This window comes from Streptomyces sp. NPDC107575 (assembly GCF_055657265.1).
Genome location: NZ_JBVKBG010000002.1, coordinates 430,741 through 456,426 on the forward strand (window position 1 = coordinate 430,741; position 25,686 = coordinate 456,426).

A 25,686-nucleotide genomic window follows, 5' to 3' on the forward strand; every position below is an offset into this window, starting at 1 on the left:
GTCATGCGCCCGCCCGCGCGGACTACGTCCACGCGACGGCCACGACGGCCGCGGCCGCGGTCAACGTCCCCACGCCGTAGAAGGCCCACGGCCGCTTGCCGCGCAGGCCCGCCACCGCGACCACCGCCACCAGGACGTCCAGGCCCAGCTTCACCGCCATTTTCGCGTCGTCCACCGGCAGGTCGAGGGACGTCCGGGTCCACACGAGCCCCGCGCCCGTGACCAGTTGGACGACCGCGCTGCTCACCATGTAGCCGCCGGTCACCGGGTCCTTGCCGCGCAACTGGAAGAAGACGCCTCCCAGGAGCGCGGCGAACCCGAAGAGGTGGAAGACGAGGAACACGTACCGCAGGATCTCCATGCCGGTGGTCTCTCTGTAGCGACGGACTCGGGGTACTGCCGTTCCGGGGACGAGACAGCACCCCGGCCTGTGACACGAGCGGTCGCAGGCGTCGCGTGTGGGCGAGGGGGAGGAGGGGCTCCCACTTAGGTCGAACCCCCGTCGGGGCCCGCCCCGGGGAGCCATGATCAGGACGGGCGGGCCGCACATCGGGTGCGGTCGGACGGACGCGGGGGGAGCCGACGTGGCCAAGGTGGAGGAGTTCGAGGAGCTGCGGCCGCTGCTGTTCTCGATCGCGTACCGGATCCTCGGCAGCGTCAGCGAGGCGGAGGACGCGGTGCAGGAGAGCTGGCTGCGCTACGACGCCACGACCGTCAGGCCGGATTCGGCCAAGGCGTACTTGTCGACCGTCGTGACCCGGATCTCGATCGACGTCCTGCGCTCCGCCCGCGTGCGCCGCGAGCAGTACCCCGGAACGTGGCTGCCCGAGCCCCTGCTCGACGATCCGTACGAGGACCCGGCCCGCGCCGCGGAGCTGGCCGACTCGGTGTCGATGGCGGCGCTGCTGCTCCTGGAGCGGCTGAGCCCGCTGGAGCGTTCGGTGTTCGTGCTGCGGGACGTCTTCGGCTTCGGCTACGACGAGATCGCCGAGGCCGTGGACCGCTCGGAGGCGGCGTGCCGCCAACTGCTCGTACGGGCCCGCCGGCACATGCGCGAGGGGCGGCCCCGGTTCGAGGCCGACGGCCAGGAACGGCAGGAGCTGGCGGAGCGGTTCTTCGGCGCGCTGTCACACGGGGACGTGGACGGACTGCGGAGCCTGCTGGCCGCCGACGTACAGCTCGTCGGGGACGGCGGGGGCAGGGCCCCGCAGCTGGCCAGGGCCGTCGCAGGGGCCGACAACGTGGCCCGGCTGCTCGCCACCGTCCACCCTCTGATGGCACACACCGGCATCACCTGGGAACCGCGCGAGATCAACGGCGGGCCCGGAGCGCTCTTCCGCGACCGCGACGGCAAGGTCCTGCGCGTCCTCGTCCTCGACATGCGGGGCGGCCGGATCCAGACCGTCCGCTCGGTCCTCAACCCGGACAAGCTCGGCCACCTGGGCCCGGTCGCCGACGCCTGGGCCGTCGACCGGGAGGTCCGGGACCTGCGCCGGAACCAGCGGCAGGCGCGGACCTGAGCGGTTCAGAGCCAGTCCCGCCGCTTGAAGATCACGTACAGGCTGACGCAGACCACGCCCATCAGGCCGATCGCGAACGGGTACCCGAAGCCCCAGCCCAGCTCCGGCATGTTCTCGAAGTTCATGCCGTAGATGGTGCCGACCAGGGTCGGGGCGAAGAGGATCGCCGCCCAGGAGGAGATCTTCTTGATCTCCTCGTTCTGCTCGAAGCCGGCCTCCGCCAGTGCCCGCATCTCCGCGTTCTGCTGCTGCGTGACCAGCGTCGCGTTCACCGTGAGGATGTCGGCGAGGGCCTGGCGGAAGGAGTCGACGCGTTCGCTGGTGTGCGTGACGTGGTCGGCGACGTCGCGGAGGTAGCGCTGGAGCTCCTCGTCCGTGCCGTACTTCGCGAAGCCCGCCATCAGGGCGTGCAGCATGCCGACCAGGGGGCGGGTCGCGCGCTGGAACTCGACCATCTCGCGGGAGAGTTCGTAGATGCGGCGGGAGACCGCCGGGGCGCCGGAGAAGACCTCCGTCTCGATCTCGTCGACGTCGTTCTGGACGCCGGAAACCACCGGCGCGTAACCGTCGACGACCGCGTCCAGGATCGCGTAGAGGACCGCCTCCGGGCCGAGCCGGAGCAGCTCGGGGGTGGCCTCCATGCGGCGGCGGACCGCCGAGAGGTCGGGGGCCGCGCCGTGCCGGACCGTGATGACGAAGTCGGGGCCGACGAACACGTGCAGCTCGCCGAAGTCGACCTCCTCCGGCGCGTCCAGGTAGCGGGCCGCGCGCAGGACGACGAAGAGTGTCTCGCCGTAGCGCTCCAGCTTCGGGCGCTGGTGTGCCTCAAGGGCGTCCTCGACCGCGAGGCCGTGCAGGTCGAACTCGGCCGCCAGCGACTTGAGTTCCGAGTCGGAGGGGCGGGCCAGACCGATCCACGCCATCGTGCGCGGCTTCTCGCGCAGCTGCCGGTAGGTGTCCGTGAGGGTCTCAGGGGTCGCGACCCGCACCCCGTCCCGGTACAGCGCCGCGTTCACCACGCTGGCCTGCTCCTGCTGCCCCGGGTCGGCGGCGGGCGCGGCGGCCGGTTCGGAGGGTGGGGGCGCCGGGGCGGTCGCGCGGCGCCAGGAGTAGCGGCGCGCCCCATTGTGCTCGCTCCGGTCGGCTCGTCCCTGCCGTCGTGGCATCGCCGCCTCCCTTCCATGGTGGTGCTGCCGGGTCCCCGGCAGCGTAACCAGCGAAGATGACGGCACGGTGCAGCGCATCGCGGACAGCGCCCGACCTACTTACCCGTTACCTTCCCCTCATGACGACGCAGCCGCTGACCGCCCGCGCCCTGGGCCGCGCCACTCTGGAGCGCCAACTCCTCCTCGACCGCAGCCCGCTGAGCGCCGAGGACGCCGTCCACCGGCTCCTCGGGCTGCAGGCGCAGGAGGTCAGGCCGCCGTATCTCGCGCTCGCCGCCCGACTCGAAGACTTCACCCCCGCCGCGCTCTCCACCGCCCTGGAGCAGCGCCGCGTGGCCCGGCTCGTCACCATGCGCTCCACCATCCACCTGCACACCGCCGACGACTGCATGGCGCTGCGGCCCCTCGTGCAGGCCGCCCGCGACCGGGAGTTGCGGATGTTCCGCAAGGGCCTCGTCGGCGTCGACCTGGACCGGCTCACCGACCTGACCCGCCGCTACGTCGAGGAGGAGCCGCGCACCCCGAAGGAGATCCGCGAACTGCTCCTGAAGCACTGGCCCGACGCCGACCCGCAGGCCCTCACCATCGCCGCCCGCGGCCGCCTCCCGCTCGTCCAGGTCACACCGCGCGGACTGTGGCGGCGCAGCGGCGGGGTGCGCCTGACCACCGCCGAGCAGTGGTTCGACCGGCCCACCGAGCAGGCGCCCGCCCCCGACGACACGATCCTGCGCTACCTCGGCGCCTTCGGTCCCGCCTCGGTGAAGGACTTCCAGCAGTGGGCAGGCATCACCCGCACCAAGGAGGCCTTCGAGCGGCTGCGGCCCCGGCTCGTGACCTTCCGCGACGAGCACGGTGTCGAGCTGTTCGACCTGCCCGACGCGCCCCGCCCCGACGCGGACACGCCCGCGCCGCCCCGCCTGCTCGCCGAGTTCGACAACCTCCTCCTGTCCCACGCCGACCGCACCCGCGTGATCCACGAGGCCGACCGGGGCCGCAACTGGCAGGTGAACACCGCCTACTTGACGTTCCTCGTCGACGGCTTCCTCGCCGGGCTTTGGACCTTGAAGGAGGGCAAGGAGAGCAAGGGGACCGACGGGAACGGGGACGCGGGCAGCGTGCTCACCCTCGAACCCTTCCGGAAGCTCACCCGCGCCCAGCGGGACGCGCTCGTCGCCGAAGCGGAGCGCACCGCCGCCGTCCTGGAGGCCCCGGGGCCGGTCACCGTGGACTTCGGCACCGTGCGGACCTCCTGACCACGGCCGATCAGTCCGCCCGGCCCGTCGCCGCCACCGTCACGCCGAGGCCTATCAGCGCGAAGCCGCCCGTCCCGCCGATCATCGAAAGACGCCGGTCCGAGCGCGCGAACCAGGTGCGGGCCGCCGACGCCGTGAGCCCCCACAACGTGTCCGTGACCAGGCCTATGGAGATCGGGATCAAACCCAACAGGAGCATCTGCGCGGTGACATGACCCGCCTCGTGGTTCACGAACTGCGGGAGCACCGCCGCGAAGAACACGATGCCCTTCGGGTTCGTGACCCCCACAAGCACCCCGTCGCCCACCGTGCGCAGATCGCCGCGCGGCGGGCCCGCCGGGCCGCGCATGTCCGACGCCTTCATGTCCCGCCGGTGCCGGAACGCCTGCACCCCCAGGTACACGAGATACGCCGCCCCCGCGAGCTTCACCGCCGTGAACAGCGCCGCCGACCGCTCGACCAGCGCGCCGACCCCCAGCGCCACCGCCACCACCAGCAGATACGAGCCGACGACATTGCCGAGCGCCGTCGCCACCGCCGTACGCCGCCCGTGCGCGAGCGCCCGCCCGATCACGAACAGCACGCTCGGCCCCGGAATCACGATCACCAGCAGCGACATCGCCGCGAACGCCACGTACCGGTCCATCGACACCATGCCGGCCATGTCCCTCCCCCTCCGTCCGTCCCTCACCCCACGCGGACCATTGAAGCCCACGCCACTGACAATGGCCCGGGCCCCGGCAGGCCTACGGCAATATCCCCGCCCGCCGCGCCGCCACCACGGCCTCGCCGCGCGTGTGCGTCCCCAACTTCCGCATGGCCGAGCGCAGATACCCCTTCACCGTCTCCGGGCGCAGACCGAGCCGCTCGCCCGCCGCCACGTTCGTCGCGCCGGCCGCCACGCACGCCAGCACGTCCACCTCCCGCGGCGCCAGCGTCACCGGCGCCTCCGCCGGGGCCCGCACCGGGTCGGAGGCGGCCGCCAGCCTGCCGCACACCGTGAGGAGTTCGTCGCGCAGCGCCGGATCGGCGAGCTTCGGGGCGAGGGCCCGCAGCGCGCCGTGCGCCTCCCTGACCTCCTCCCACGCCCCGGCGTCCGCGCCCGCCGGGGCCCGCGTCACCGCCAGCAGCGACTGCACCTCGTCGCGTACCGCGAGCGCCTGCTCCACGTCCCGCGCCGCCGCCATCGCCGCGTCCAGCGCCCGGTCGCCGAGTGGCCGGGCCGCGCGCAGCGCCCCGTACAGGACACCCCGCACCCGGCGCCGTACGACGACGGGCACCGCGAGGACCGAGTGCAGGCCCTCGGCCGCGACCGCGGCGTCGTACTCGTGGCTGATGTGCCGCGAGCCGTGGTAGTCGGTGACGGCGCACGCCCTGGCGAGGGAGAGGGCCTTGCCGCCGAGCCCGTTGCCCGCCGCGATGCCGAGGCCGCGCAGCGCGCCGGTCGACGCGCCGCTGAGCTCGGCGATCCGTACCTGCCCCGCCGCCGGACCCGCGCCGGTCAGCCCGCCGAAGGCCACCGGAAGCCCGGTGCCCCGGCGCAGCCGCACCAGCGCGGCCCGCATCTCGACCGCCTCGGCCGTTCCTGCGCCCACCCGTCCATCACCTCGCCGCGCACTGTTCACCCCCGTATGGGGGTGGTGAGACCTGCGTCACTCCCTACACGATGGCAGACACGGCCCGCGACGGTGCGGGACATGCGGTGGAACCCGGGCCACCCAAGGACATACGGAGCGCAGATGACGACGGCGAACGGACCGACGGCGAACGGACCCACGGCACAGTTCCGCACAGCCCGTGACTTCCTGTTGCAGCACGCACGGGACTACGACGCGGCGTACGAGGGCTTCTCCTGGCCCCGCCCCGAGCGCTTCAACTGGGCCCTCGACTGGTTCGACGTCATCGCCGCGGGCAACGAGAAGATCGCCCTGCACATCGTCGAGGAGGACGACTCCGAGGCGCGGTTCTCCTTCGACACCCTGCGGCGCCGCTCCAACCAGGTCGCCAACTGGCTGCGCGGGCACGGCGTCGGCGCGGGCGACCGGGTGCTGCTCATGCTCGGCAACCAGGTCGAGCTGTGGGAGGTGATGCTCGCCGCGATGAAGCTGCGGGCCGTCGTCATCCCCGCGACACCCCTGCTCGGCCCCGCCGACCTGAGGGACCGCGTGGAGCGGGGCCGCGCCCGGCACGTCGTCGCACGCCCCGAGGACGTCGCCAAGTTCGCCGAGGTGCCGGGGGAGTACACCCGGATCGTGGTCGGCGCGGGCACGGCCGACGAGGGCTGGCTCGCCTACGAGGACGCCGCCGGCGCCGCCGACACCTTCGAGCCCGACGGGGAGACCGGCGCCGAGGACCCGCTGCTCCTCTACTTCACGTCCGGCACGACAGCCCGCCCCAAGCTGGTCGAGCACACCCACGTCTCGTACCCTGTCGGGCACCTGGCGACGATGTACTGGATCGGCCTGCGCCCCGGCGACGTCCACCTCAACATCTCCTCGCCCGGCTGGGCCAAGCACGCCTGGTCGAACTTCTTCGCGCCGTGGAACGCCGAGGCGACCGTCTTCCTCTACAACTACACGCGCTTCGACGCGGGCCGCCTCATGGCCACGATGGACCGCGCGGGAGTGACGTCCTTCTGTGCGCCGCCCACCGTGTGGCGCATGCTCATCCAGGCCGACCTCACCGCCCTGCGGACGCCGCCCAGGGAGGTCGTCGCCGCGGGCGAACCGCTGAACCCCGAGGTCATCGAGCAGGTCGAGCGCGCCTGGGGCATCACCATCCGCGACGGCTTCGGGCAGACCGAGACCTCCGTGCAGGTCTCCAACAGCCCCGGGCAGCGCCTCAAGTCCGGCTCCATGGGGCGCCCGAGCCCCGGCTTCAAGGTCGAGCTGCTCGACCCGGTGACCGGGGCGCCCGGCGCGGACGAGGGCGAGATCAGCCTCGACCTCTCGACCCGGCCCGTCGGCCTGATGGTCGGCTACCACGGCGACCCGGAGCGCACGGCGGAGGCGATGGCGGGCGGCTACTACCGCACCGGCGACATCGGATCCCGCGACGCCGACGGCTACCTGACGTACGTGGGCCGCGCCGACGACGTCTTCAAGGCCAGCGACTACAAGATCAGCCCCTTCGAGCTGGAGAGCGCGCTGCTCGAACACGAGGCGGTCGCCGAGGCGGCCGTCGTGCCCGCCCCCGACGAGCTGCGGCTCGCCGTCCCGAAGGCGTACGTCGTCCTCGCCGAGGGCTACGAACCCGGCCCGGACGCCGCCGAGCTGCTCTTCGAGCACTCCCGCGCGGTCCTCGCCCCGTACAAGCGGGTGCGTCGCATCGAGTTCGCGGAGCTGCCCAAGACGGTCTCCGGGAAGATCCGCCGCATCGAACTGCGCGAGGCCACCGCCAAGGGGTCCGCCGCCGAGTACCGCGAGGAGGACTTCAAGTGAGCGCAGTCGTGGGGGAGTTGTCCTACACGCACGGGACCAGCGAGGTGCCGCTCCTCGGTGACACCATCGGGCGGAACCTGTGGCGGACCGTCGAGGCATGGCCCGAGCGCGAGGCACTCGTCGACATGGCCGACGGGCGCCGCTGGACGTACGCCGAGTTCGGCGCGGACGTCGAGGAGCTGGCGCGCGGGCTGCTCGCGCGCGGCATCGCCAAGGGCGACCGCGTGGGCATCTGGGCGGTCAACTGCGCCGAGTGGGTGCTCGTGCAGTACGCGACCGCGCGGATCGGCGCCATCCTCGTGAACATCAACCCGGCCTACCGGGCGCACGAGTTGGCCTTCGTGCTCAAGCAGTCGGGTGTCTCGCTCCTCGTCTCGTCGACCGAGCACAAGGGCACGGACTACCGCGAGCTCGTCCGCCAAGTGGCTCCCGAGTGCCCGGAGTTGCGCGATCAGGTCTTCATCGGGACGGAGAGCTGGGACGCCCTGGTGGCGGCGGCCGACGGCGCCACGGCCCAGCAACTCGCGGCGCGCGAGGCCGAGTTGTCGTGCGACGACCCGGTCAACCTCCAGTACACCTCCGGCACGACCGGCTTCCCGAAGGGCGCCACGCTCTCCCACCACAACATCCTCAACAACGGGTACTGGGTGGGGGAGACGGTCGGCTACGGCGAGCAGGACCGGGTGTGTCTGCCCGTGCCCTTCTACCACTGCTTCGGCATGGTGATGGGCAACCTCGGAGCCACCTCGCACGGCGCCTGCATCGTCATCCCGGGCCCGTCCTTCGAACCGGCGGCCACCCTGCGCGCCGTCCAGCAGGAACGGTGCACCTCGCTGTACGGCGTGCCGACCATGTTCATCGCCGAGCTGAACCTGCCGGACTTCGCGGAGTACGACCTGGGCAGCCTGCGCACGGGCATCATGGCGGGCTCGCCGTGCCCGGTCGAGGTGATGAAGCGCGTCGTCTCCGAGATGCACATGGCCGAGGTGTCCATCTGCTACGGCATGACCGAGACCTCGCCCGTCTCCCTGCAGACGCGCCGCGACGACGACCTGGAGCGCCGCACCGGCACCGTCGGCCGCGTCCTGCCGCACATCGAGGTCAAGGTGATCGACCCGGTCACCGGCGTCACGCTGCCGCGCGGCGAACCCGGCGAGCTGTGCACGCGCGGGTACAGCGTGATGCTCGGCTACTGGGACGAGCCGGAGAAGACCGCCGAGGTCATCGACGCCGGCCGGTGGATGCACACGGGCGACCTGGCCGTCATCCGCGAGGACGGGTACGCGCAGATCGTCGGGCGCATCAAGGACATGATCATCCGTGGCGGCGAGAACATCTCCCCGCGCGAGATCGAGGAGTTCCTCTACGGCCACCCGAAGATCGCCGACGTGCAGGTCGTGGGCGTGCCGCACGAGAAGTACGGCGAGGAAGTGCTCGCCTGCGTGATCCTGCGGGACTCCGCGGACACGCTGACCCTCGACGACGTGCGCGCCTACTGCCGCGACCGGCTCGCGCACTACAAAATCCCGAGCCGTCTGCGCCTTCTCGAACGGTTCCCGATGACCGTCAGCGGGAAGGTCCGGAAGGTGGAACTCCGAGAGGGGTACGGGGAGTTGTAGAACGTACAACAGAAGAGAGGGGGCTCAAGGCTCCCTCCGCATGCACACCCTGGTCCACCGGTCCAGACCGTGCTCCGCCTCCGCCGCGCGGATCGCGCGCAGCCCGGGCGTGAGCTCGGCCTCGGTGAGCCGGCGGAAGCCGAGGCGCTCGTAGTACGGGGCGTTCCACGGCACGTCGGCGAACGTGGTCAGGGTGAGACCGGTCAGGCCCTGGCCGCGCGCGCAGTCGGCGGCGCACGCGATCAGGGTCTGACCCACGCCCCGGCGGGCGGCGTCCGGGTGCACGGTGACCTGCTCGATGTGGAAGGCGCCGTCCACGACCTCCGCGACCAGATAGGCGACGACGGTCCCGGTGTCCTCGGCGGCGACCCAGGCGTGCCCCGCCCGCCGGTACCGTTCGAGCTCGGCGATGGTGGGCGGCGCGTCGTCGGCGATGGCGGCCATGCCGAGCGGACGGAAGATCTCGCCCGCCGCCGTCTCGATCGCCTGGAGGCGGGGGAGGTCGGCGGGCTCGGCGGCGCGGATGATCATCCGGCAAGTATGCCGAGACCGCCCGGGCGGCTCACACGCATTTACGCGCCGCTCCCCGTCACGCGGTGCGGCCTGTTCTACGCTCCGCCCGCGATCAGTTCGTCCGCCGGGCTGTTCACCGGCTGCGGGACCCCGGCCAGGTCGAGGACGAAGAGCGGGACGCCGAGGGCGTCGGCGCGGGTGCTGGCCTCGTCCGCGTAACCCGCCAGCGAGAAGTAGGCGCAGGCCGCGGACTCCGTCATCGACTGGAGCCACAGGCACTCCACGTCGCGCAGCGTCGCGGGCCGCACCGACGGCTCGACCTGGGCGACGACCCCGCTCGCCGCGAGCCCGATGCCGGAGGGCGGGCGCTGGTCGGCCCGGCGCACGTCGTCGTAGCCGAGCCAGCGCAGATAGAGCGCCACGGCCGTCACGGCGTCGCGCGCGGTGCGGATGGCGACGGGCTGGAACGCGGGGCGCGGCGGCGCGGCCGTGCGGGGCAGCGGGATGTGGGCGGGCGCGGGTGCCTGGTCGTCGTGGACCGGGACGCGCAGCACCGAGCCGCAGGCGCAGCCCAGCTCGGGACGGGGCCAGCGGTCGTGCCGCCCGCACATGGGGCAGCGCAGCGTCACCCAGTCGTCGTCCCAGGTGCGCTCGGAGACGGGGACGGGGCTGGCACCGCGCACCATCGGGGGCGCGACGGGCGCGCCACAGGCGCAGGGCAGGGCCTGGGGCGCGTACAGATGCTCGCGCCGGCAGGTGGGGCAGCGCAGGTGGGTGGGCTCGGCCATGGCAACTCCCCCTCGGTCCTGCCCCGGGAACGGATCGACGTCAGTCTCATCATCCACCTTGACGGCCTCCAAAGCGCCCCTCTACATTGCTTCCATATAGCAGAACCTAGTTTCCACATTACGGAAATAGTGGAAACTGGGTGACGGAATTCAGAGCTCGCCGCGGGGCGCGACGGGAGCGCGAATCCGACAGCCACAGCCGTAGTCGTACAGACGTACAGATGTACGCAGTCACAGCAGGAGTCGGGAGCACTCATGGCTCGAATGACCGCCGCCCGCGCGGCCGTTGAGATCCTCAAGCGCGAGGGCGTCACGAACGCGTTCGGCGTGCCCGGTGCCGCCATCAACCCCTTCTACAAGGACCTCAAGGAGAGCGGTGGCATCGACCACACGCTCGCCCGCCACGTCGAGGGCGCCTCGCACATGGCCGAGGGCTACACCCGGGCCAACCCGGGCAACATCGGTGTCTGCATCGGCACTTCGGGTCCCGCCGGGACCGACATGATCACCGGCCTGTACTCCGCGACCGGGGACTCGATCCCGATCCTGTGCATCACGGGCCAGGCCCCCAGCCACCTCCTCCACAAGGAGGACTTCCAGGCCGTCGACATCGCCACGATCGCCAAGCCGGTCGCGAAGATGGCGGTGACGGTCCTGGAGGCCGCGCAGGTCCCGGGCATCTTCCAGCAGGCCTTCCACCTGATGCGCTCGGGCCGCCCGGGCCCGGTCCTCATCGACCTGCCGATCGACGTCCAGCAGACGGAGATCGAGTTCGACCCGGAGACGTACGAGCCGCTGCCGGTCTACAAGCCGGCCGCGAGCCGCGCCCAGATCGAGAAGGCGATCAAGCTCCTCGTCGAGTCCGAGCGGCCGCTGATCGTCGCGGGCGGCGGCATCATCAACGCGGACGCGAGCGACCTGCTCGTCGAGTTCGCCGAGGTCACCAACACGCCTGTCATTCCTACGCTGATGGGCTGGGGCACGATCCCCGACGACCACGAGCTGAACGCGGGCATGGTCGGCCAGCAGACCGGTCACCGGTACGGCAACGCCACGTTCCTGGAGTCGGACTTCGTCCTCGGCATCGGCAACCGGTGGGCCAACCGCCACACCGGGTACAAGCTCGACGTCTACCAGGGCGAGCGCAAGTTCGTGCACGTCGACATCGAGCCGACGCAGATCGGCAAGATCTTCGCGCCGGACTACGGGATCACCTCCGACGCCAAGTCGGCGCTCGAGCTGTTCGTCGAGGTCGCCAAGGAGCTGAAGGCCGCGGGCAAGCTGCCGGACCGCTCCGCGTGGGTCGCCTCGCACCTGGAGCGCAAGGAGACCCTCCAGCGCCGTACGCACTTCGACGACATCCCCATGAAGCCGCAGCGCGTCTACGAGGAGATGAACAAGGCGTTCGGCAGGGACACGCGGTACGTCACCACGATCGGCCTGTCGCAGATCGCCGGTGCGCAGATGCTGCACGTCTACAAGCCGCGGCACTGGATCAACTGCGGCCAGGCGGGACCGCTCGGCTGGACGATCCCGGCGGCGCTCGGCGTCTCCAAGGCGGACCCGGACGCGCAGGTCGTCGCCCTCTCCGGGGACTACGACTTCCAGTTCATGATCGAGGAGCTGGCGGTCGGTGCGCAGCACCGGATCCCGTACGTCCACGTCCTGGTGAACAACGCGTACCTGGGGCTGATCCGCCAGGCCCAGATCGGCCTGGACATCAACTTCCAGGTCAACCTGGAGTTCGAGAACCAGAACAGCCCCGAGCTGGGCGTCTATGGCGTCGACCACGTCAAGGTCGCCGAGGGCCTGGGCTGCAAGGCGATCCGCGTGACGGACCCGAACGAGCTGGGCAACGCGTTCGAGCAGGCGAAGAAGCTCGCGCAGGAGCACCGGGTGCCGGTCGTCGTGGAGGCGATCCTGGAGCGCATCACGAACATCTCCATGAGCCCCACCGCGGACATCAGCGCGGTGAAGGAGTTCGAGGAGGTCGCGACGGAGCCGGGCCACGCCCCGACGGCCATCCGCCCCCTGAAGGTCTGACCCGCACGTCTCCCAGGGCGGGCCCCCGGTTCACACGAACCGGGGGCCCGCCCTTTGGTCGTACGGGTGGGTGGTTGCGCGGGCCCGGCGGGCGGGCTGGGCGTGAGGCGCGCGGAACGGGGGCTTTCGCCGGGACCGCCGCCCCACGCCCTGCGCGCGCGGCACGGCCCTTGAACGACTGAGCCGTCGCCCGCTCATCTCCCACCCGCCCGCCCCCTCCGGGGGCTTCGGCTCCCCGGGGCGGGTGGTGCCGGGTGTCGCCCGTGGGCTGGTGGCGCGGTGCCGGGGTGCCGCCCGTGGGTTCGTGGCGCGGTGCCGGGAGTTCTGCCGGGGTGGCGCCTCACGTTCTGTGCGCGCGGCGAGGGGCCTTCAGCGGGTGCGTCGTCGCCCGCTCATCTCCCACCCGCCCGCCCCCTCCGGGGGCTTCGGCTCCCCGGGGCGGGTGGCACCGGGGCATCGCCCCTGGGCTCGTGACGCGGTGCCGGGGAGCCGCCCGTGGGCTCGTGACGTGGCGCCGGGGCATCGCCCCTGGGTCCCTGGCGCGGCGCCGGGGCCCTGCAGGGGCCGCCGCCCGCCCTGACCCTTGCGCGCCCCCGAGGCCCGGCCGGCGGCCTGCAGCGCCTCACACGCCCGATGCCGCGCTCACCGCGTGGTCGAGGGTCAGTTGTCCGGGGCGGTCGGTGGAGTCTGGGACGCCGCTGATGTGATTGAGCGGCCGGGGAGTGGGCTGGAGTAGACGATGCTCGTCGTGACCGAGCCCAGTGTCGCGATGCGGCCCGTCGTGTGTTCCAGGGCGCGCATCGAGCGGGCCACGACCTTGAGGACGAAGCAGTCCTCGCCCGTCACGTGGTGGGCCTCCACGATCTCGGGTGTGGTGTCGAGCAGGTCGTGGAACGGCTTGTAGTTGCCCGTGGGGTAGCGCAGGCGGACGAAGGCGAGGATGTCGAGCCCCAGGGCCTCGGGGCTCACCACGGCGGCGTAGCCGGTGACGACCTCGCTCTCCTCCAGCCGCCGGACCCGCTCCGTGACGGCGCTCGGTGACATCGAGACGGCGCGGGCCAGCTCCGCATAGCTGGCCCGCCCGTTGCGCTGCAGGGCTTCCAGGAGGCGCAGGTCGGTGGCGTCAAGGGAATCGGCGGGCATGGGAGATGAATACCACGGAGTTCACGGTGAAAGGGGTGGAGGGCCGGGGATCGTGGGTTCTGGGGGAGGGGGTGCGGGCCATAGCGTTCAGGGCATGAACACGACGCAGATCAGCGCCGCCCTCCGGGTGCCGCCGGCGGCACCCGCCGAGGCCGCCGCCTTCTTCAGCGCACGCCTCGCCTTCCAGGCCGACGTGTCCGACGTCCATGCCTCGCTGGAGTCCGGCGACCCGGGCTTCGTGCTCGTCGACTCCCGGGGAGACGCCGCGTGGGCGCAGGCGCACGTGCCGGGCGCGCTGCACCTGCCCACCGCCGAGATATCGGAGCGCGCAGCGAGCCTGCTGGATCCGGCGGTGCCGGTCGTCACGTACTGCTGGGGGCCCGGCTGCGACGGCGCGACCCGCGCGGCGCTCGCCCTCGCCCAACTCGGCTACCGCGTCAAGGAGATGATCGGCGGCATCGAGTACTGGATCCGCGAAGGGCTCCCCGTCGAGGCGGCGAACGGCGTCGAGCAGCGGGCCGCCGACCCGTTGACGGCGCCGATCGGGTCCGTCCACTGCGCCTGCTAGCGGCTCACAGGGACACCGAAGAGACACCGAGAAGACACCGAAGAGCCCCGGACACGGACCGTCGTATCCGGGGCTCTGGCATCGGTGGGAGGAGAGTTGTTGCCGCCCGACGGCGCGCGACTGGCGAAACATGCATGCGCGCCACCGGACGGAGACCGAAGAAGCCCTCAATGGGGGCCGACCTCGACGTGAGCCGAGGAAACCCCAACGGGCGGGCCCCGTCGGGGAATTGGCTGGGACCGCGGCGGCCGACGTACGACGGTTCTCCGTCTCCTCTCCCTCAGGTCGAGAGAGGAGCGGCGAACCTTCACCACCGCACTGGCTCGTACGCTGCACAAGCCGCCGCGGTCCTCGTCCTCCCGCGTCCCTCCGGCACGACCACCCCTCATCCGGGTCGTGCGGAAGGCGCGGGCTCTTGCGTACGGGGCGACCTCCCGCCGTCCCCGTACGCAGTCCAGCAGGAGGCTCAGTCCTCGCGCAGGGCGCGGACCGCCTCCTCCACGCGCTTGCCGTAGTCGGCGTCGGCGGCGTGGAAGTGGGCCAGGTTCTTCTCCACGATGTCGTCGCGCGAGACCTGGGAGAGACCGCCCGCGATGTTCGCGACCAGGCGTCCCTTCTCGTCCTCGGACATCAGGCGGTACAGCTCGCCCGCCTGGAAGAAGTCGTCGTCCTTCGTGTGGGCCGGGGCCTCGTGCGTGCCGGTGTGGCCGTGGATCGCGAGCGGCGCGGCCAGCGGGCGGCCGGTCTCGACGGGGCCGTCGAAGGAGTTCGGCTCGTAGTTCTTGCGGGCGCGGCCGTAGGCGTTGGTGGCCATGGCGCCGTCGCGGCCGTAGTTGTCGGCGTCCGTCGCCTTGGGCGCGTTCACCGCGAGCTGGGTGTGGTTGACGCCCAGGCGGTAGCGGTGCGCGTCCGCGTAGGCGAACAGGCGGCCCTGCAGCATCTTGTCGGGGGAGGGGCCGATGCCCGGAACGAAGTTGTTCGGGGAGAAGGCGGCCTGCTCGACCTCGGCGAAGACGTTCTCGGGGTTGCGGTCCAGGACCAGGCGGCCCACGCGCTGCAGCGGGTAGTCCTTGTGCGGCCACACCTTGGTGAGGTCGAACGGGTTGAAGCGGTAGTCCGCGGCCTCGGCGGCCGGCATCAGCTGGACGTACACGGTCCAGGACGGGTTCACGCCGCGCTCGATGGCCTGCAGCAGGTCCGTCTGGTGCGAGTTCGGGTCCTTGCCCGCGATCTCCGCGGCCTGGTCGGACGAGAGCGAGCGGATGCCCTGGTTCGTCTTGAAGTGGTACTTGACGAAGAAGGCCTCGCCCTTGTCGTTCGTCCACTGGTAGGTGTGCGAACCGTAGCCGTTCATGTGGCGGTAGGACGCCGGGATGCCGCGGTCACCCATCAGCCAGGTGATCTGGTGCGTCGCCTCGGGGGCGTGCGCCCAGAAGTCCCAGACGTTCTCCGGCTCCTGCTTGCCCGTGAACGGGTCGCGCTTCTGGGAGTGGATGAAGTCGGGGAACTTCAGCGGGTCCTTGATGAAGAAGACCGGGGTGTTGTTGCCGACGAGGTCGTAATTGCCCTCCTCGGTGTAGAACTTGAGCGCGAAGCCGCGCGGGTCGCGGACCGCGTCCGCGCCACCGAGGTTGTCGGCGACGGTCGAGAAGCGCAGGAAGACCTCGGTGCGCTTGCCGACCGAGTTCAGGAAGTCGGCGTACGTGTAGTCGGTGACGTCGTCCGTCACCTCGAAGTAGCCGTACGCGCCGGAGCCACGGGCGTGCACCACGCGCTCCGGGATGCGCTCGCGGTTGAAGCGGGCGAGCTTCTCCAGGAGGTGCTGGTCCTGGAGCAGGATCGGGCCGCCGACGCCTGCGGTGGCGGAGTTCTGGTTGTCGGCGACAGGGGCGCCGGACTCTGTGGTGAGCACACGCTTCGGCATTGTTCGAGGCGACCTTCCGTGCAGTGGCTGCTGACGATGAGAGCGGTTTACGGGGGCGATGGTGTGGAGCGTAAGGACCCCTGAACAGCTACGTCAACAGTTTGTTGAAGTTATGGGTATGCGAATAAGGGTTCCGGGCCGCGGCGGCGCCTGGGCGCGACAGGACAGGTGTCAGCGCCGCCACGGCCCGGAAGTCTCGGGGGTGTTGCCTCAGGCCGGTCCTACTTGGGCTGGTCGCCCGAGAGGCGCTCGACCGCGCGCAGCAGCGCCGAGTGGTCGAGGCCGCCGTCGCCCTGGGCGCGCAGCGAGGCGACCAGCTGGGCGACCGTGGCGCCGACGGGCAGCGCGGCACCGACATTGCGGGCGGCGTCGGTGACGATGCCCATGTCCTTGTGGTGCAGGTCGATGCGGAAGCCCGGCTTGAAGTCCCGGTTCAGGAAGTTGTCCTTCTTCCGCGTCAGCACGGTGGAGCCGGCGAGGCCGCCGTTGAGGACGTCCAGGGCCGCCTTCAGGTCGACGCCGGACTTCTCCAGGAAGACCACGGCCTCGGCGCACGCCTGGATGTTCACGGCGACGATCAGCTGGTTGGCGGCCTTCACGGTCTGGCCCGAGCCGTGCGGACCGCACAGCACGATGGTCTTGCCCAGCGCGTCGAGCAGCGGCTTGGCCTCGTCGAACTCGGCCTGCTCACCGCCGACCATGATGGACAGGACGGCCTCGATCGCGCCGGCCTCGCCACCGGAGACGGGGGCGTCCAGGACGCGGATGCCCTTGTCCTTGGCGGCCTTCGCGAGGTCGACCGAGGTCTGCGGGGTGATCGAGGACATGTCGACGAGCAGGGCGCCCGACTTCGCGTTCTCCAGGATGCCGTCCGGGCCGTAGGCGATGGCCTCGACCTGCGGGGAGGCCGGAACCATCGTCACGACGACGTCGGCGTCCTTGACGGCCTCGGCGATCGACTTCGCGGCGGTGCCGCCGGCGGCCGTGAGGCGGTCCAGCTTGTCCTGCTCCAGGGTGAAGCCCGTGACGTCGTAGCCGGCCTTGATCAGGTTCTCCGACATGGGCGAGCCCATGATGCCGAGACCGATCCACGCGACCTTGGGGAGGTTGTTGCTCATGAGGGTGACTCCAAATGCCTTGTTACGTCGATGAGTTGGCGTCTGCCGAAAGGTCGCCGCGCGCTCAGGCCGCGCGGTGCTCGCGCGGCAGCCAGTCGAAGGCCTCGGCGCTCGGGGCGTCGCCCGGCTTGTACTCCAGGCCCACGTAGCCCTCGTAGCCGGCCTTCTTCAGCTGGTCGAGCAGGTCTTCCAGCGGCAGCGAGCCGGTGCCGGGGGCGCCGCGGCCCGGGTTGTCGGCGATCTGCACGTGCGCCGTCTTGTCGGTGTACGAGCTGATGACCGCCTGCAGGTCCTCGCCGTTCATGGACAGGTGGTACAGGTCCATCAGGAACTTGGCGTTGCCGAGGCCGGTCGCCGCGTTCACCTTGTCCACGATCTCGATCGCCTTGGGGGCGCTCACGATCGGGCACTTCGGCGACTCCGGCGCGTTCAGCGCCTCGATCAGCAGCACGGCGCCGACGCGGTCGGCCGCGCGGGCCGCGAGCACCAGGTTCTCCAGGGCGAGCTCGTCCTGCTCCTGCTCCGTGGCGCCGTCGACGCGGTTGCCGTACAGCGCGTTGAGCGCCTTGCAGCCGAGGGACTGCGCGAAGTCGGCCGCGACGTCGATGTTCGCGCGGAACTTCTCGCTCTCCTCGCCGGGGATCGACAGGGCGCCCCGGTCCGGGCCCGGCAGCTGGCCCGCGTAGAAGTTCAGGCCGGTGAGCTGGACGCCCGCGTCCTTGATCGCGGAACGCAGGGCGTCGAGCTCGGACTTCTCGGGGGTGGGGGCGTCGACCCACGGCCACCACAGCTCGACCGCGGTGAAGCCCGCCGCGGCGGCGGCCGCGGGGCGCTCCAGGAGCGGGAGCTCGGTGAAGAGGATCGACAGGTTGACGTTGAAGCGCTGGTCTGTGAAGCCCATCAGGGTCGGCGCTCCCTTCTGGTTCGTGTTCCGCACGGCTGCCGTTCGGGGTTCGGGCGCGAATGCCCCGTTCGGCTGCTTCCGTATTGCGGAAGTTCGTTTCTACTTGATGGAAGATTGCCTGCAAGGGTTCCTGGCTGTCAAGAGGGGGCGTCGAAATTCGCCGCGCCCGCGCCCCGGCCCGGCCCGCGAGAAACCGGCTCGTGACACGTGTTCGACCTTGAAGTTCGGGGAAGGTGAACGCCCGTTGCCGGTCACGGGAGTTGGGGGAGATGGGCGGATCCCGGTCAGTGCCGACGAACGGCCTTTCGCCGGTCTACGACGAGACGGGGGCCGCCTCGGCGCGGTTCTTGCGCTGGCTCGTCGAGCAGACGGGTACGGGCGGGGCGAGCCGCGTGGCCAGCGCCGACTTCGCGCCGCACGAGCGGTGCAGCGTGGACCTGGTCGCCGACGCCGTGGGGCGCCTCGGCGCACTCGGCTGGCTCACCGAGCACAACGACTCGGGCGCCGACCCGCCGCTGGTCAGTCCCACCGCCGCCGGGCTCGCCGAGGTCGCCGTCTGGGACGAGGCGTACGCCGACCGGGAGGCCAGGCGCCGCTACGCCAAGGCGGCCCTGTTCGCGTACTGGGACCGGGCCGGCCAGCACCGCAGCGGCGAGGATTCGCACCCCGAGAACTTCCTGTGGGCGAGCGAGGCCTTCTACTGCGGCCGCCAGCTCCTCCTGGAGGACCTGGAGTTCGCCAGGAACCACCTGGACCTGCCCGCGCCCGTCCACGTCAGCCCGGCGGAACAGGGCGAGGGCGTGGTGATCTCGTACGAGCAGCTGGCCCAGCTCGTCCAGGCCTCCCTGCCGGAGGCGACCGAGAGCGACAGCGAGCTGCATCAGGTGCGCGCGCTCGCCGACGAGCTGACCGAGACCATCGACCGCGGCGGCCGGCCCGACGAGGGCCTGGTGCGGCGCTTCATGGAGCGCGTCCCGGGCGTGCTGCAGAGCCAGGGCGTCGGGGTCGGCAAGGAGGTGGTGGTCGGCTTCCTCGCCGACTTCGTCCGGCAGACGCTGAGGCTGCCATGACGGACCACGGGGGACCCGCGGCCGAATCCGAGGACCAGATACCCGAGGTGTACGCGCGCCAGCCGCTCCTGAGCCAGCTGGTGCCGCGCCTCGTCGGCCTGGAACGCGAGCGCCATCGCAGGCACCGCCGCCGGGAGTTCGCCGAGGACCTGCCCGTCGTCCTGCTCAGCGGGCGGCACGGCACCGGCAAGAGCGCCATGCTCAACGACCTCCAGCGCGCCTACGCCCCCGACACAGGACCCTGGCCCGGGCCGCGCGTGCCCTTCGCCCGGATCAACTGCACCGATCTGGAGGAGCGGGCCAGGGTCGGCCCCGAGATCGCCAACAACTCGTACGTCGTCGAGGTGCTGGTCGAACTGGCCCGCCAGCTCTCCCTCCCCGTCGCCGGGTTCGGACGCCTGCGCTTTCCGCGGACCACGGCGGGACTGCTCGCCGTGATCTCGGCCAGGCGCCCCGGCATCGACGACGAGCTGGCCGTCGCCGACCGGCACGCCGCCGCCCTGATGGGCCCCTGGCCGGCCGGCGAACCCCCGCCCACCTGGGACGCGCTGTTCCGCTCCGCGCTGCCCGCGCCCGCGGACGGCGGCTCGCCCGACCCGGCCGAGTTCCCCGAGGCGGCCGTGCGCACGTACCTCGCCCGGCAGTACCGCCGCCGCACCCGCGGCCTCGGCGCCCGCGGCCTCGTCAGCTGGTACGAGAGCCACCGCAGCGAGAGCGACAACCGGCTGCGCGGGATGCCGCCCGACGCGGCCGCCGAGCCGCCCCGGGTACCGGCGGCGCAGCGCGCGCGAGCCGTGGCCCGGCTCTGCCAGGAGTTCCACCAGGGCCGGGGCTTCCGGCGCGGCGTCGAACGCATGCTGACGGCCGCGTTCCTCCGGGACGTGCGCTACGGCAGGCTGCGGCGCGGCAACCGGGCCCCGCGGCCGCTGATCCTGCTCGACAACGTGCACACCGACCCCGGCCGCGACTTCCTCGAACTCCTCCTGGAACAGCGCGCGTTGCAGGAGCGGGGCGCCCGCGACCCGCTCGTGGTGCTCGCCACGGAGCTGCGCGGCGACGCGGACGACGACGATGAGACGCCGGAGGAGGAGCAGGAGACCGCCCCGTACCAGCGGGCCACCCGCCAGCCGCTCCAGGAGGTCGGCGCGCGCACCCGCTGGAGCCGCGACAGCGCGGAGCCGTCCGAGGGGGTGCTGCTCCTGCCGCTGCCGCAGCTCGACACGGAACACGTCGAGCGCATGCTCCGCAGCGACGAGCGGGTCACCTTCGACCCGTACATCGCGACGGCGCTGCACGATCTGACCCGCGGCCACCCCATGGGGGCCCGCAGGATGTGCGACGCCGTCGTGCACAAGGCGCGCGGCGAGGAGTGGGTCGCAGCCGAGGAACTCCTCGACCTGGACCAGCCGGGCGGCGCCGGTGAGTCCGTCATCTGGCGGCTGCTCGACACCCTCGTCGGCAGCGAGAACCACGACGAGCTGTGCCTGCTCTCGCTGGCCTGGGACCGGGAGGCCGCGGAACAGCTGGCCGAGCGGTGGGTGCCGCGGCGCATCGACGACCTGGCCGCGGCCGACGGCGTCGCCGCCCAGCTGGAACGGGAGCGCTGGTCGCGCGGGCCGGGCAGCCGCCCGTTCATCACGGACCGTTTCCTGCGCGCCCTGCTCGTGCACCAGATGCGCAGCGGGCGCGGCGCGGGCGGCGTGGGCTGGGGCGACGCGCACGGGCTGCTCGCGCAGCACCACAGGCGCCGGGCCGAGGGTCGCTCGGGCCGGGCCGGGCGCGACGAGTGGGCCCGCTTCCTGTGGCACCGGCTGGCCGGGGGAGAGACCCAGGAGGTCGTCGACCGGCTGCACACGGAGTTCGTACGGCCCGAGGGCGACGCCCTGGAGTGGCTGCGGGCGCTGCGGACGGTGGCGCACGCGCCGCGTCCGCCCGGCGACCTCTGGTTCGAGCAGTGCCAGGAGATCGGCAAGGGGCGCAGGGACCGGCCGCAGCTGCGGGCGGACCCGGAGGCGAGCCTGGAGAAGCAGGCGGTCTTCCGGCTGCTGCACGCCCTCTGGTACTCCGCCGACGAGCTCGCAGAGGCGGACCGGCTGCTGGCTGCGCGGATCGGGCAGGACCTGTCGTTCCTGTCCGCTCAGCACCTGACCGGGCGCGCGGTCCTCGCCCAGGCCGCGGTCCGCTGGCCGCGGGCCGTACGGGACGGCGAGGACTGGCCGCTGGAGCGCAGCTGGGGAGGGGTGGCATGAGGGGCCGCTGGACGGACCGCAGGAACTGGCCCTGGCTGCCGCGGCGGCTCCGGTTCCGGGTCTTCGGCCTGATCGACGTGATCGCGCTGTGGGTGGTCGTCGGGGCGCTGCTCGGGGGTGGCACGTGGTGGGGCGTCGACACGTATCTCGACCAGCGCCGGTACTGCACCGACAGCCACGAGCTGCGGCGGACGGGCCCCGAGTGCGTCGGCGTGACGGAGCGGCCCGAGGCTCTGGGGGACCCGGAGCTGAAGGACGTCCTGGGGCGCATCGCGGGCGAGAACGCGGCGGCGAGGAGGTCCGGGAAGCCGCAGGTGAGCGTCGCCGTCGTCATGCCGTACACCGCGAAGAACCCGGGGGCTGCGATGTCGCCCGAGCTGATCCGGCACTCGCTGCAGGGCGCCTACGTCGCGCAGCGCACGTACAACCACGGCCCGACCACCAAGGACGCCGCGGTCCGGCTCGTGTTCGCCAACGTGGGCGAGTACCTGAACCACTGGTCACCCGTGACCCGCGAACTGGCGGCCAGGACCAAGGACCAGGACGCGCCCCTCGTCGCCGCCATCGGCTTCCCCAACAGCGACAGCAGGACCCTGGACGCCGTGCGGAGTCTCGCCGGGCACCGGATCCCGTCGGTGAGCGCCGCACTGAGCGCCAACGGCATGGAGAACCCGTACCTCTACAAGGTCTCGCCCTCCAACCGGCAGTTCGCCGAGGCCCTGAAGGGCTACGTGGACGCGAGCGGCATGAACCGCGCGAAGGCCTTCATGATCGCCGACAGCCGGAAGGGCGACGACTACGTCTCCAATCTGCGCAATGTCTTCTACGAGGAGTTCGGCGCGGACTACGGCATCGACCACGACCCGGTGGACGGCCGGATCGGCAGGTACCAGGGCAAGAAGGGGCCGCAGCGGGGCAAGACGGGCGTCTTCGGCCAGGCGGTCGAGGCGATGTGCCTGGCCGACACCAGGACGGTGTTCCTCGCGGGCCGCGACGCGGACCTGGAGCCGTTCCTGCGCTCCGTCCGCCTGACCACGTCCTGCGGCGACTATCCGAAGGACGATCCGCTGCGGATTCTGCGGGTCAGCACGGGGCGCGACCCGGGCACCGAGTCCCCGGAGGTCCGCAGGATCGCCGAGAGCATGAACATCCGGATCGTGACGGCGGCCGCGGTGGACGCGCCCCGCTGGGAGCGGGGCGGCGCGCAGGCGCCCGGGCGCTTCCGGGACTTCGCGGACGGCTACCGGGACCGCTTTCCGCACGAGCCGGCGAACGCGCTCAACGACGGCTACGCCGCGATGTTCCACGACGCGCTCTCCGCCGTGAACCGGGCGGTGTACGAGGCCTACGAGGATGGCGGCCCGCCCCTCACCCAGGACGACGTCAACCGTCAGCTGGGCCAGGGCTCGCCCGCCGATCGGTGCGCGCAGTGCGTCCCCGCCGCCACGGGCGATTTCACGTTCGCGGACGAGTTGGAGGGGCCGAAGGGGCACTGGCCCGTGTGCAAACCCGTACCCATCGTGACGTTCCCGGAGGCGAACCGGAGCAAATCTCCGCTCTACCGGACCTATGAGAGCGCGAGCAGCAGGTGCCCCGCGCCCTGAGTGCCATCCGGATCCCCGCGGTGGCTCCCGGTAACCGCTTCACGCGGGTTAGGTTGAACGCGTGCGATTGAGAGTGGAGTTCACGACGGAGCCCTTCGACCTGGAGGAGGCGCCCGAGCACGCCCTCGCGGCGCGCCGGGTCATCGAGGCGGCCGATCTCGACGAGGTCGACGTGGGGCCGTTCGGCAATACGGCGGAGGGCGGCGCGGACGCGGTCCTGACCGCGGTCGACGCCCTGCTGCGCAGCAGCCTCGAAAGCGGGGCGACGCGCATCTCGCTGCAGGTCAACGTGGTGGGGGACCCCCAGGGGAAGGGTGACGACGCGTGAACGACACCGGGGACGCCTTCATCACGGCGGTGAAGCCACTGGTCGACGCGATGGGCGGGGAGCTGATGCCACCGGAGGGCGCGGGCCCCGACGACGTGGTGCTGGCGTGGCAGGGGGCCGATGTCGTGGCCGTCCGCCTGCCCCAGCTGGCGGATTCGCTCGACCACATCCTGGCGGCCATGGAGCGCACCAAGGGGATGCCGCTGTCCGCGCTGGAGCGCCGGCAGAAGCAGGAGGTCGTACGCCTCCTGGAGGCCCGCGGAGCGTTCTCCGTACGTCACGGTGTGGAGACGGTGGCCGGTGCCCTCGGCGTTTCCCGCTTCACCGTGTACAACTATCTCAACCGGGACAAGACCCCCTGACCTGGGACGATACCGAGCCAGTCGCGCCTCTCCCCGCCGCCGTCCGATATCCGGACGGCGGTTTTTTGTAACTCCGAGTTTTCAACAAAGTGTTGACGTGATGTTTCCGGGGGCGTTAGCTATCTGCAGCCCGTCCAGCACAAGGCCACGGAGGCACCCCGTGACTTCAGGTTCCACGCCGGGGCTTTCCCGGTTCAACGCCTCGGACGAGAGCGCGGCCCAGGCCGAGCTCCATGAGGTGTGTGCTTCATCGGCGTGGGGGAGCAAGCTTCTCGCCCAGCGCCCCTTCGCTTCCGCAGAGACCCTCTTCACCGCCAGTGACGCCGCGATGGCGGAGCTGACCGCGGACGACCTCGCCGAGGCGATGGCGGGGCACCCGCCGATCGGCCGCCCGAAGCCGGGCGACCCGACGTCCTCGCGCGAGCAGCGCGGCATGGCGGGGGCCTCCGAGGAGCTCAAGAAGGAGATGCTCGAGCTCAACCTGGCCTACCAGGACAAGTTCGGTCACGTCTTCCTCATCTGCGCCACCGGCGCCACCGGGGAGCAGATGCTCGATGCGCTCAGGACCCGGATCGGCCACACCGCCGAGCAGGAGCGGGAGATCGTCCGCACCGAACTGGGCAAGATCAACCGCATCCGCCTGACCCGCATCGTAGAAGCACCGTAAGAACAGGAAGCGAACGCCTGATGAGCACCGAGACCACGGCATCGGTGTCCACGCACATTCTGGACACCAGCATCGGACGCCCCGCCGAGGGCGTCGCCATCTCCCTTGCGGCGCGCGCCGGTTCGGGCGCCGAGTGGCAGGCGCTCGGCGGCAGTGCCACCGACGCGGACGGGCGCTGCAAGGACCTGCCGGCGCTGCCGGAGGGCACCACCCACGTACGCCTCGACTTCGAGACCGAGGCGTACTTCGACAAGAAGCAAGCCGATGCGCAGCAGGACGCCCCCGCGAATCGGGACAGCGACACGAACGGAGCGTTCTTCCCGGAGGTGGCGATCACGTTCGCCGTCAAGCCGGGCGAGCACTACCACGTGCCGCTGCTGCTCAACCCGTTCGGCTACTCCGTTTACCGAGGGAGCTAGCAGACATGCCCACGATCCTGGGACACAACCAGTACGGCAAGGCCGAGAACCGAGTCGTAAAGATCACGCGGGACGGCGACACCCACCACATCAAGGACCTGAACGTCTCGGTCGCCCTCAGCGGTGACCTCGACGACGTCCACCTCACCGGGTCGAACGCCAACTGCCTGCCGACGGACACCACCAAGAACACCTGCTTCGCCTTCGCCAAGGAACACGGCATCGAGTCGGCGGAGCAGTACGGGATCGAGCTGGCCCGGCACTTCGTCGAGAGCCAGCCGTCCATCCACCGGGCGCGCATCCGCATCGAGGAGTACTCCTGGGAGCGCATCGCCGGCTCCGACGCGGGCTCCAAGTTCATCGGCGCCGACGAGGTCAAGCACTCCTTCGTCCGCAAGGGCCAGGAGACCCGCCTCGTCCAGGTCACGTACGACGGCGAGAAGTTCGAAGTCCTGTCCGGGCTCAAGGACCTGACCGTGATGAACACCACGAACTCCGAGTTCTGGGGCTACATCAAGGACAAGTACACGACGCTCAAGGAGGACTACGACCGCATCCTCGCGACGTCGCTGTCGACCTGGTGGCGGCACAGCTGGACGGGCGAGAACGACGAGCGCACGCCCAACTGGAACAAGTCGTACGAGCAGTCGAAGAAGCACATCCTCCAGGCCTTCGTCGAGACGTACTCCCTCTCGCTGCAGCAGACCCTCTTCCAGATGGGTTCGCGCGTCATCAACAACCGCAGCGAGATTGACGAGATCCGCTTCTCCGCGCCGAACAAGCACCACTTCCGGCAGGACCTCTCGGCCTTCGGCCTGGAGAACGAGGCGAAGGACGGCGCCGTGTACTGGGCCGCCGACCGCCCCTACGGCCTGATCGAGGCCACCATCCTCAGGGACGGCGCGGACCAGCGCATCCCGGTCGACATGACCAACCTCTGACGCCTCAGGCGTAGTTGACGCGGCAGCGTGCCCCCGTCCACCCGCAG

General features: G+C 71.3%; 24 protein-coding genes. 14 read left to right on the top strand and 10 right to left on the bottom strand.

All coding sequences use genetic code 11. The annotated features are described in order from the left end of the window. Positions 1–22: 22 nt before the first annotated feature. Positions 23–361, bottom strand: coding sequence for a hypothetical protein (locus ACZ7L4_RS08615; protein ID WP_472100914.1), 339 nt, complete (start codon positions 359–361; stop codon positions 23–25). 223 nt (positions 362–584) lie between these two features. Here ACZ7L4_RS08615 and ACZ7L4_RS08620 point away from each other — a divergent pair, with 223 nt between their 5' ends. Next, on the top strand, positions 585–1,520 hold the full coding sequence (locus ACZ7L4_RS08620) for an RNA polymerase sigma-70 factor (RefSeq protein ID WP_472100915.1): 936 nt from the start codon (positions 585–587) through the stop codon (positions 1,518–1,520). 5 nt (positions 1,521–1,525) lie between these two features. Here ACZ7L4_RS08620 and ACZ7L4_RS08625 read toward each other — a convergent pair whose 3' ends face one another. Further along, entirely contained in the window at positions 1,526–2,686 is a 1,161-nt protein-coding gene (locus ACZ7L4_RS08625; RefSeq protein WP_472100917.1) for a magnesium and cobalt transport protein CorA, read from the bottom strand. 119 nt (positions 2,687–2,805) lie between these two features. Here ACZ7L4_RS08625 and ACZ7L4_RS08630 point away from each other — a divergent pair, with 119 nt between their 5' ends. Beyond that, positions 2,806–3,939 (top strand): winged helix DNA-binding domain-containing protein, encoded by a 1,134-nt coding sequence (locus ACZ7L4_RS08630; RefSeq protein WP_472100919.1) that lies wholly within the window; start codon positions 2,806–2,808, stop codon positions 3,937–3,939. A 10-nt stretch (positions 3,940–3,949) separates the two neighbouring features. On the opposite strand, the gene ACZ7L4_RS08635 is transcribed toward ACZ7L4_RS08630, so the two are convergent. Together ACZ7L4_RS08635 and ACZ7L4_RS08640 are read right to left on the bottom strand one after the other, a co-directional pair. Continuing rightward, the gene (locus ACZ7L4_RS08635; protein WP_472101964.1) at positions 3,950–4,594 is read right to left on the bottom strand and encodes a LysE family translocator; all 645 of its coding nucleotides are present in this window, start codon (positions 4,592–4,594) and stop codon (positions 3,950–3,952) included. A 91-nt stretch (positions 4,595–4,685) separates the two neighbouring features. Next, the gene (locus ACZ7L4_RS08640; RefSeq protein WP_472101966.1) at positions 4,686–5,504 is read right to left on the bottom strand and encodes a helix-turn-helix transcriptional regulator; all 819 of its coding nucleotides are present in this window, start codon (positions 5,502–5,504) and stop codon (positions 4,686–4,688) included. Between the two features lie 174 nt (positions 5,505–5,678). Here ACZ7L4_RS08640 and ACZ7L4_RS08645 point away from each other — a divergent pair, with 174 nt between their 5' ends. Both ACZ7L4_RS08645 and ACZ7L4_RS08650 read left to right on the top strand, forming a co-directional pair. Continuing rightward, positions 5,679–7,379, top strand: a complete 1,701-nt coding sequence (locus tag ACZ7L4_RS08645; protein ID WP_472100921.1) for an AMP-binding protein — start codon at positions 5,679–5,681, stop codon at positions 7,377–7,379. Then, positions 7,376–8,998, top strand: coding sequence for an AMP-binding protein (locus ACZ7L4_RS08650; RefSeq protein ID WP_472100923.1), 1,623 nt, complete (start codon positions 7,376–7,378; stop codon positions 8,996–8,998). The genes ACZ7L4_RS08645 and ACZ7L4_RS08650 overlap by 4 nt, the downstream gene beginning before the upstream one ends. 24 nt (positions 8,999–9,022) lie before the next feature. Here ACZ7L4_RS08650 and ACZ7L4_RS08655 read toward each other — a convergent pair whose 3' ends face one another. Together ACZ7L4_RS08655 and ACZ7L4_RS08660 are read right to left on the bottom strand one after the other, a co-directional pair. Continuing rightward, complete coding sequence (locus tag ACZ7L4_RS08655) at positions 9,023–9,529, bottom strand: GNAT family N-acetyltransferase (RefSeq protein ID WP_472100925.1); 507 nt, start codon at positions 9,527–9,529, stop codon at positions 9,023–9,025. A 77-nt stretch (positions 9,530–9,606) separates the two neighbouring features. After that, the gene (locus ACZ7L4_RS08660) at positions 9,607–10,299 is read right to left on the bottom strand and encodes a hypothetical protein (protein WP_450811805.1); all 693 of its coding nucleotides are present in this window, start codon (positions 10,297–10,299) and stop codon (positions 9,607–9,609) included. 255 nt (positions 10,300–10,554) lie between these two features. Between ACZ7L4_RS08660 and gcl the strand changes: the two genes are divergently transcribed. Next, a complete protein-coding gene (gene gcl / locus ACZ7L4_RS08665; protein WP_472100927.1) occupies positions 10,555–12,342 on the top strand; it encodes a glyoxylate carboligase in 1,788 nt (595 codons plus the stop codon). Positions 12,343–13,002: 660 nt separating this feature from the next. Here the strand turns inward: gcl and ACZ7L4_RS08670 are convergent. Beyond that, the gene (locus ACZ7L4_RS08670; protein WP_472100929.1) at positions 13,003–13,485 is read right to left on the bottom strand and encodes an Lrp/AsnC family transcriptional regulator; all 483 of its coding nucleotides are present in this window, start codon (positions 13,483–13,485) and stop codon (positions 13,003–13,005) included. Between the two features lie 94 nt (positions 13,486–13,579). Here ACZ7L4_RS08670 and ACZ7L4_RS08675 point away from each other — a divergent pair, with 94 nt between their 5' ends. Further along, positions 13,580–14,053, top strand: a complete 474-nt coding sequence (locus tag ACZ7L4_RS08675; protein WP_472100931.1) for a rhodanese-like domain-containing protein — start codon at positions 13,580–13,582, stop codon at positions 14,051–14,053. A 466-nt stretch (positions 14,054–14,519) separates the two neighbouring features. Here ACZ7L4_RS08675 and ACZ7L4_RS08680 read toward each other — a convergent pair whose 3' ends face one another. The 3 genes from ACZ7L4_RS08680 to ACZ7L4_RS08690 form a co-directional block, all read right to left on the bottom strand. Further along, on the bottom strand, positions 14,520–15,977 hold the full coding sequence (locus tag ACZ7L4_RS08680; RefSeq protein ID WP_472100933.1) for a catalase: 1,458 nt from the start codon (positions 15,975–15,977) through the stop codon (positions 14,520–14,522). A 221-nt stretch (positions 15,978–16,198) separates the two neighbouring features. Continuing rightward, complete coding sequence (locus ACZ7L4_RS08685; RefSeq protein ID WP_461778539.1) at positions 16,199–17,095, bottom strand: 2-hydroxy-3-oxopropionate reductase; 897 nt, start codon at positions 17,093–17,095, stop codon at positions 16,199–16,201. A 64-nt stretch (positions 17,096–17,159) separates the two neighbouring features. Beyond that, positions 17,160–17,996: a TIM barrel protein gene (locus tag ACZ7L4_RS08690; RefSeq protein WP_472100935.1), complete on the bottom strand. Its 837-nt coding sequence runs from the start codon at positions 17,994–17,996 to the stop codon at positions 17,160–17,162. Positions 17,997–18,286: 290 nt separating this feature from the next. Between ACZ7L4_RS08690 and ACZ7L4_RS08695 the strand changes: the two genes are divergently transcribed. From ACZ7L4_RS08695 to pucL, 8 genes are all read left to right on the top strand, one after another. Continuing rightward, entirely contained in the window at positions 18,287–19,069 is a 783-nt protein-coding gene (locus ACZ7L4_RS08695; protein WP_472100937.1) for a hypothetical protein, read from the top strand. After that, positions 19,066–21,318: a hypothetical protein gene (locus ACZ7L4_RS08700; protein ID WP_472100939.1), complete on the top strand. Its 2,253-nt coding sequence runs from the start codon at positions 19,066–19,068 to the stop codon at positions 21,316–21,318. The genes ACZ7L4_RS08695 and ACZ7L4_RS08700 overlap by 4 nt, the downstream gene beginning before the upstream one ends. After that, the gene (locus ACZ7L4_RS08705; protein WP_472100941.1) at positions 21,315–22,922 is read left to right on the top strand and encodes a type 1 periplasmic-binding domain-containing protein; all 1,608 of its coding nucleotides are present in this window, start codon (positions 21,315–21,317) and stop codon (positions 22,920–22,922) included. The genes ACZ7L4_RS08700 and ACZ7L4_RS08705 overlap by 4 nt, the downstream gene beginning before the upstream one ends. Positions 22,923–22,983: 61 nt before the next feature. Next, complete coding sequence (locus ACZ7L4_RS08710; protein WP_385762172.1) at positions 22,984–23,250, top strand: hypothetical protein; 267 nt, start codon at positions 22,984–22,986, stop codon at positions 23,248–23,250. A 50-nt stretch (positions 23,251–23,300) separates the two neighbouring features. Beyond that, positions 23,301–23,612 carry a helix-turn-helix domain-containing protein gene (locus tag ACZ7L4_RS08715; RefSeq protein WP_385762323.1) on the top strand — a complete coding sequence of 104 codons (312 nt, stop codon included), beginning with the start codon at positions 23,301–23,303 and terminating at the stop codon, positions 23,610–23,612. Between the two features lie 160 nt (positions 23,613–23,772). Then, positions 23,773–24,279: a 2-oxo-4-hydroxy-4-carboxy-5-ureidoimidazoline decarboxylase gene (gene uraD, locus ACZ7L4_RS08720; RefSeq protein WP_385762174.1), complete on the top strand. Its 507-nt coding sequence runs from the start codon at positions 23,773–23,775 to the stop codon at positions 24,277–24,279. 20 nt (positions 24,280–24,299) lie between these two features. Next, a complete protein-coding gene (gene uraH, locus ACZ7L4_RS08725) occupies positions 24,300–24,698 on the top strand; it encodes a hydroxyisourate hydrolase (protein WP_422472584.1) in 399 nt (132 codons plus the stop codon). A 5-nt stretch (positions 24,699–24,703) separates the two neighbouring features. Then, a complete protein-coding gene (pucL, locus tag ACZ7L4_RS08730; protein WP_472100943.1) occupies positions 24,704–25,639 on the top strand; it encodes a factor-independent urate hydroxylase in 936 nt (311 codons plus the stop codon). The last annotated feature ends 47 nt before the right edge of the window (positions 25,640–25,686 follow it).

What these genes read in the sequence shown, in the direction of transcription:
- ACZ7L4_RS08615 (WP_472100914.1), bottom strand. Translation starts at nt 361, where the DNA reads ATGGAGATCCTGCGGTACGTGTTCCTCGTCTTCCACCTCTTCGGGTTC.
- ACZ7L4_RS08625 (WP_472100917.1), bottom strand. Translation starts at nt 2,686, where the DNA reads ATGCCACGACGGCAGGGACGAGCCGACCGGAGCGAGCACAATGGGGCG.
- ACZ7L4_RS08630 (WP_472100919.1), top strand. Translation starts at nt 2,806, where the DNA reads ATGACGACGCAGCCGCTGACCGCCCGCGCCCTGGGCCGCGCCACTCTG.
- ACZ7L4_RS08635 (WP_472101964.1), bottom strand. Translation starts at nt 4,594, where the DNA reads ATGGTGTCGATGGACCGGTACGTGGCGTTCGCGGCGATGTCGCTGCTG.
- ACZ7L4_RS08640 (WP_472101966.1), bottom strand. Translation starts at nt 5,504, where the DNA reads ATGCGGGCCGCGCTGGTGCGGCTGCGCCGGGGCACCGGGCTTCCGGTG.
- ACZ7L4_RS08645 (WP_472100921.1), top strand. Translation starts at nt 5,679, where the DNA reads ATGACGACGGCGAACGGACCGACGGCGAACGGACCCACGGCACAGTTC.
- ACZ7L4_RS08655 (WP_472100925.1), bottom strand. Translation starts at nt 9,529, where the DNA reads ATGATCATCCGCGCCGCCGAGCCCGCCGACCTCCCCCGCCTCCAGGCG.
- ACZ7L4_RS08660 (WP_450811805.1), bottom strand. Translation starts at nt 10,299, where the DNA reads ATGGCCGAGCCCACCCACCTGCGCTGCCCCACCTGCCGGCGCGAGCAT.
- gcl (WP_472100927.1), top strand. Translation starts at nt 10,555, where the DNA reads ATGGCTCGAATGACCGCCGCCCGCGCGGCCGTTGAGATCCTCAAGCGC.
- ACZ7L4_RS08670 (WP_472100929.1), bottom strand. Translation starts at nt 13,485, where the DNA reads ATGCCCGCCGATTCCCTTGACGCCACCGACCTGCGCCTCCTGGAAGCC.
- ACZ7L4_RS08675 (WP_472100931.1), top strand. Translation starts at nt 13,580, where the DNA reads ATGAACACGACGCAGATCAGCGCCGCCCTCCGGGTGCCGCCGGCGGCA.
- ACZ7L4_RS08680 (WP_472100933.1), bottom strand. Translation starts at nt 15,977, where the DNA reads ATGCCGAAGCGTGTGCTCACCACAGAGTCCGGCGCCCCTGTCGCCGAC.
- ACZ7L4_RS08685 (WP_461778539.1), bottom strand. Translation starts at nt 17,095, where the DNA reads ATGAGCAACAACCTCCCCAAGGTCGCGTGGATCGGTCTCGGCATCATG.
- ACZ7L4_RS08690 (WP_472100935.1), bottom strand. Translation starts at nt 17,996, where the DNA reads ATGGGCTTCACAGACCAGCGCTTCAACGTCAACCTGTCGATCCTCTTC.
- ACZ7L4_RS08700 (WP_472100939.1), top strand. Translation starts at nt 19,066, where the DNA reads ATGACGGACCACGGGGGACCCGCGGCCGAATCCGAGGACCAGATACCC.
- ACZ7L4_RS08705 (WP_472100941.1), top strand. Translation starts at nt 21,315, where the DNA reads ATGAGGGGCCGCTGGACGGACCGCAGGAACTGGCCCTGGCTGCCGCGG.
- ACZ7L4_RS08715 (WP_385762323.1), top strand. Translation starts at nt 23,301, where the DNA reads ATGGGCGGGGAGCTGATGCCACCGGAGGGCGCGGGCCCCGACGACGTG.
- uraH (WP_422472584.1), top strand. Translation starts at nt 24,300, where the DNA reads ATGAGCACCGAGACCACGGCATCGGTGTCCACGCACATTCTGGACACC.
- pucL (WP_472100943.1), top strand. Translation starts at nt 24,704, where the DNA reads ATGCCCACGATCCTGGGACACAACCAGTACGGCAAGGCCGAGAACCGA.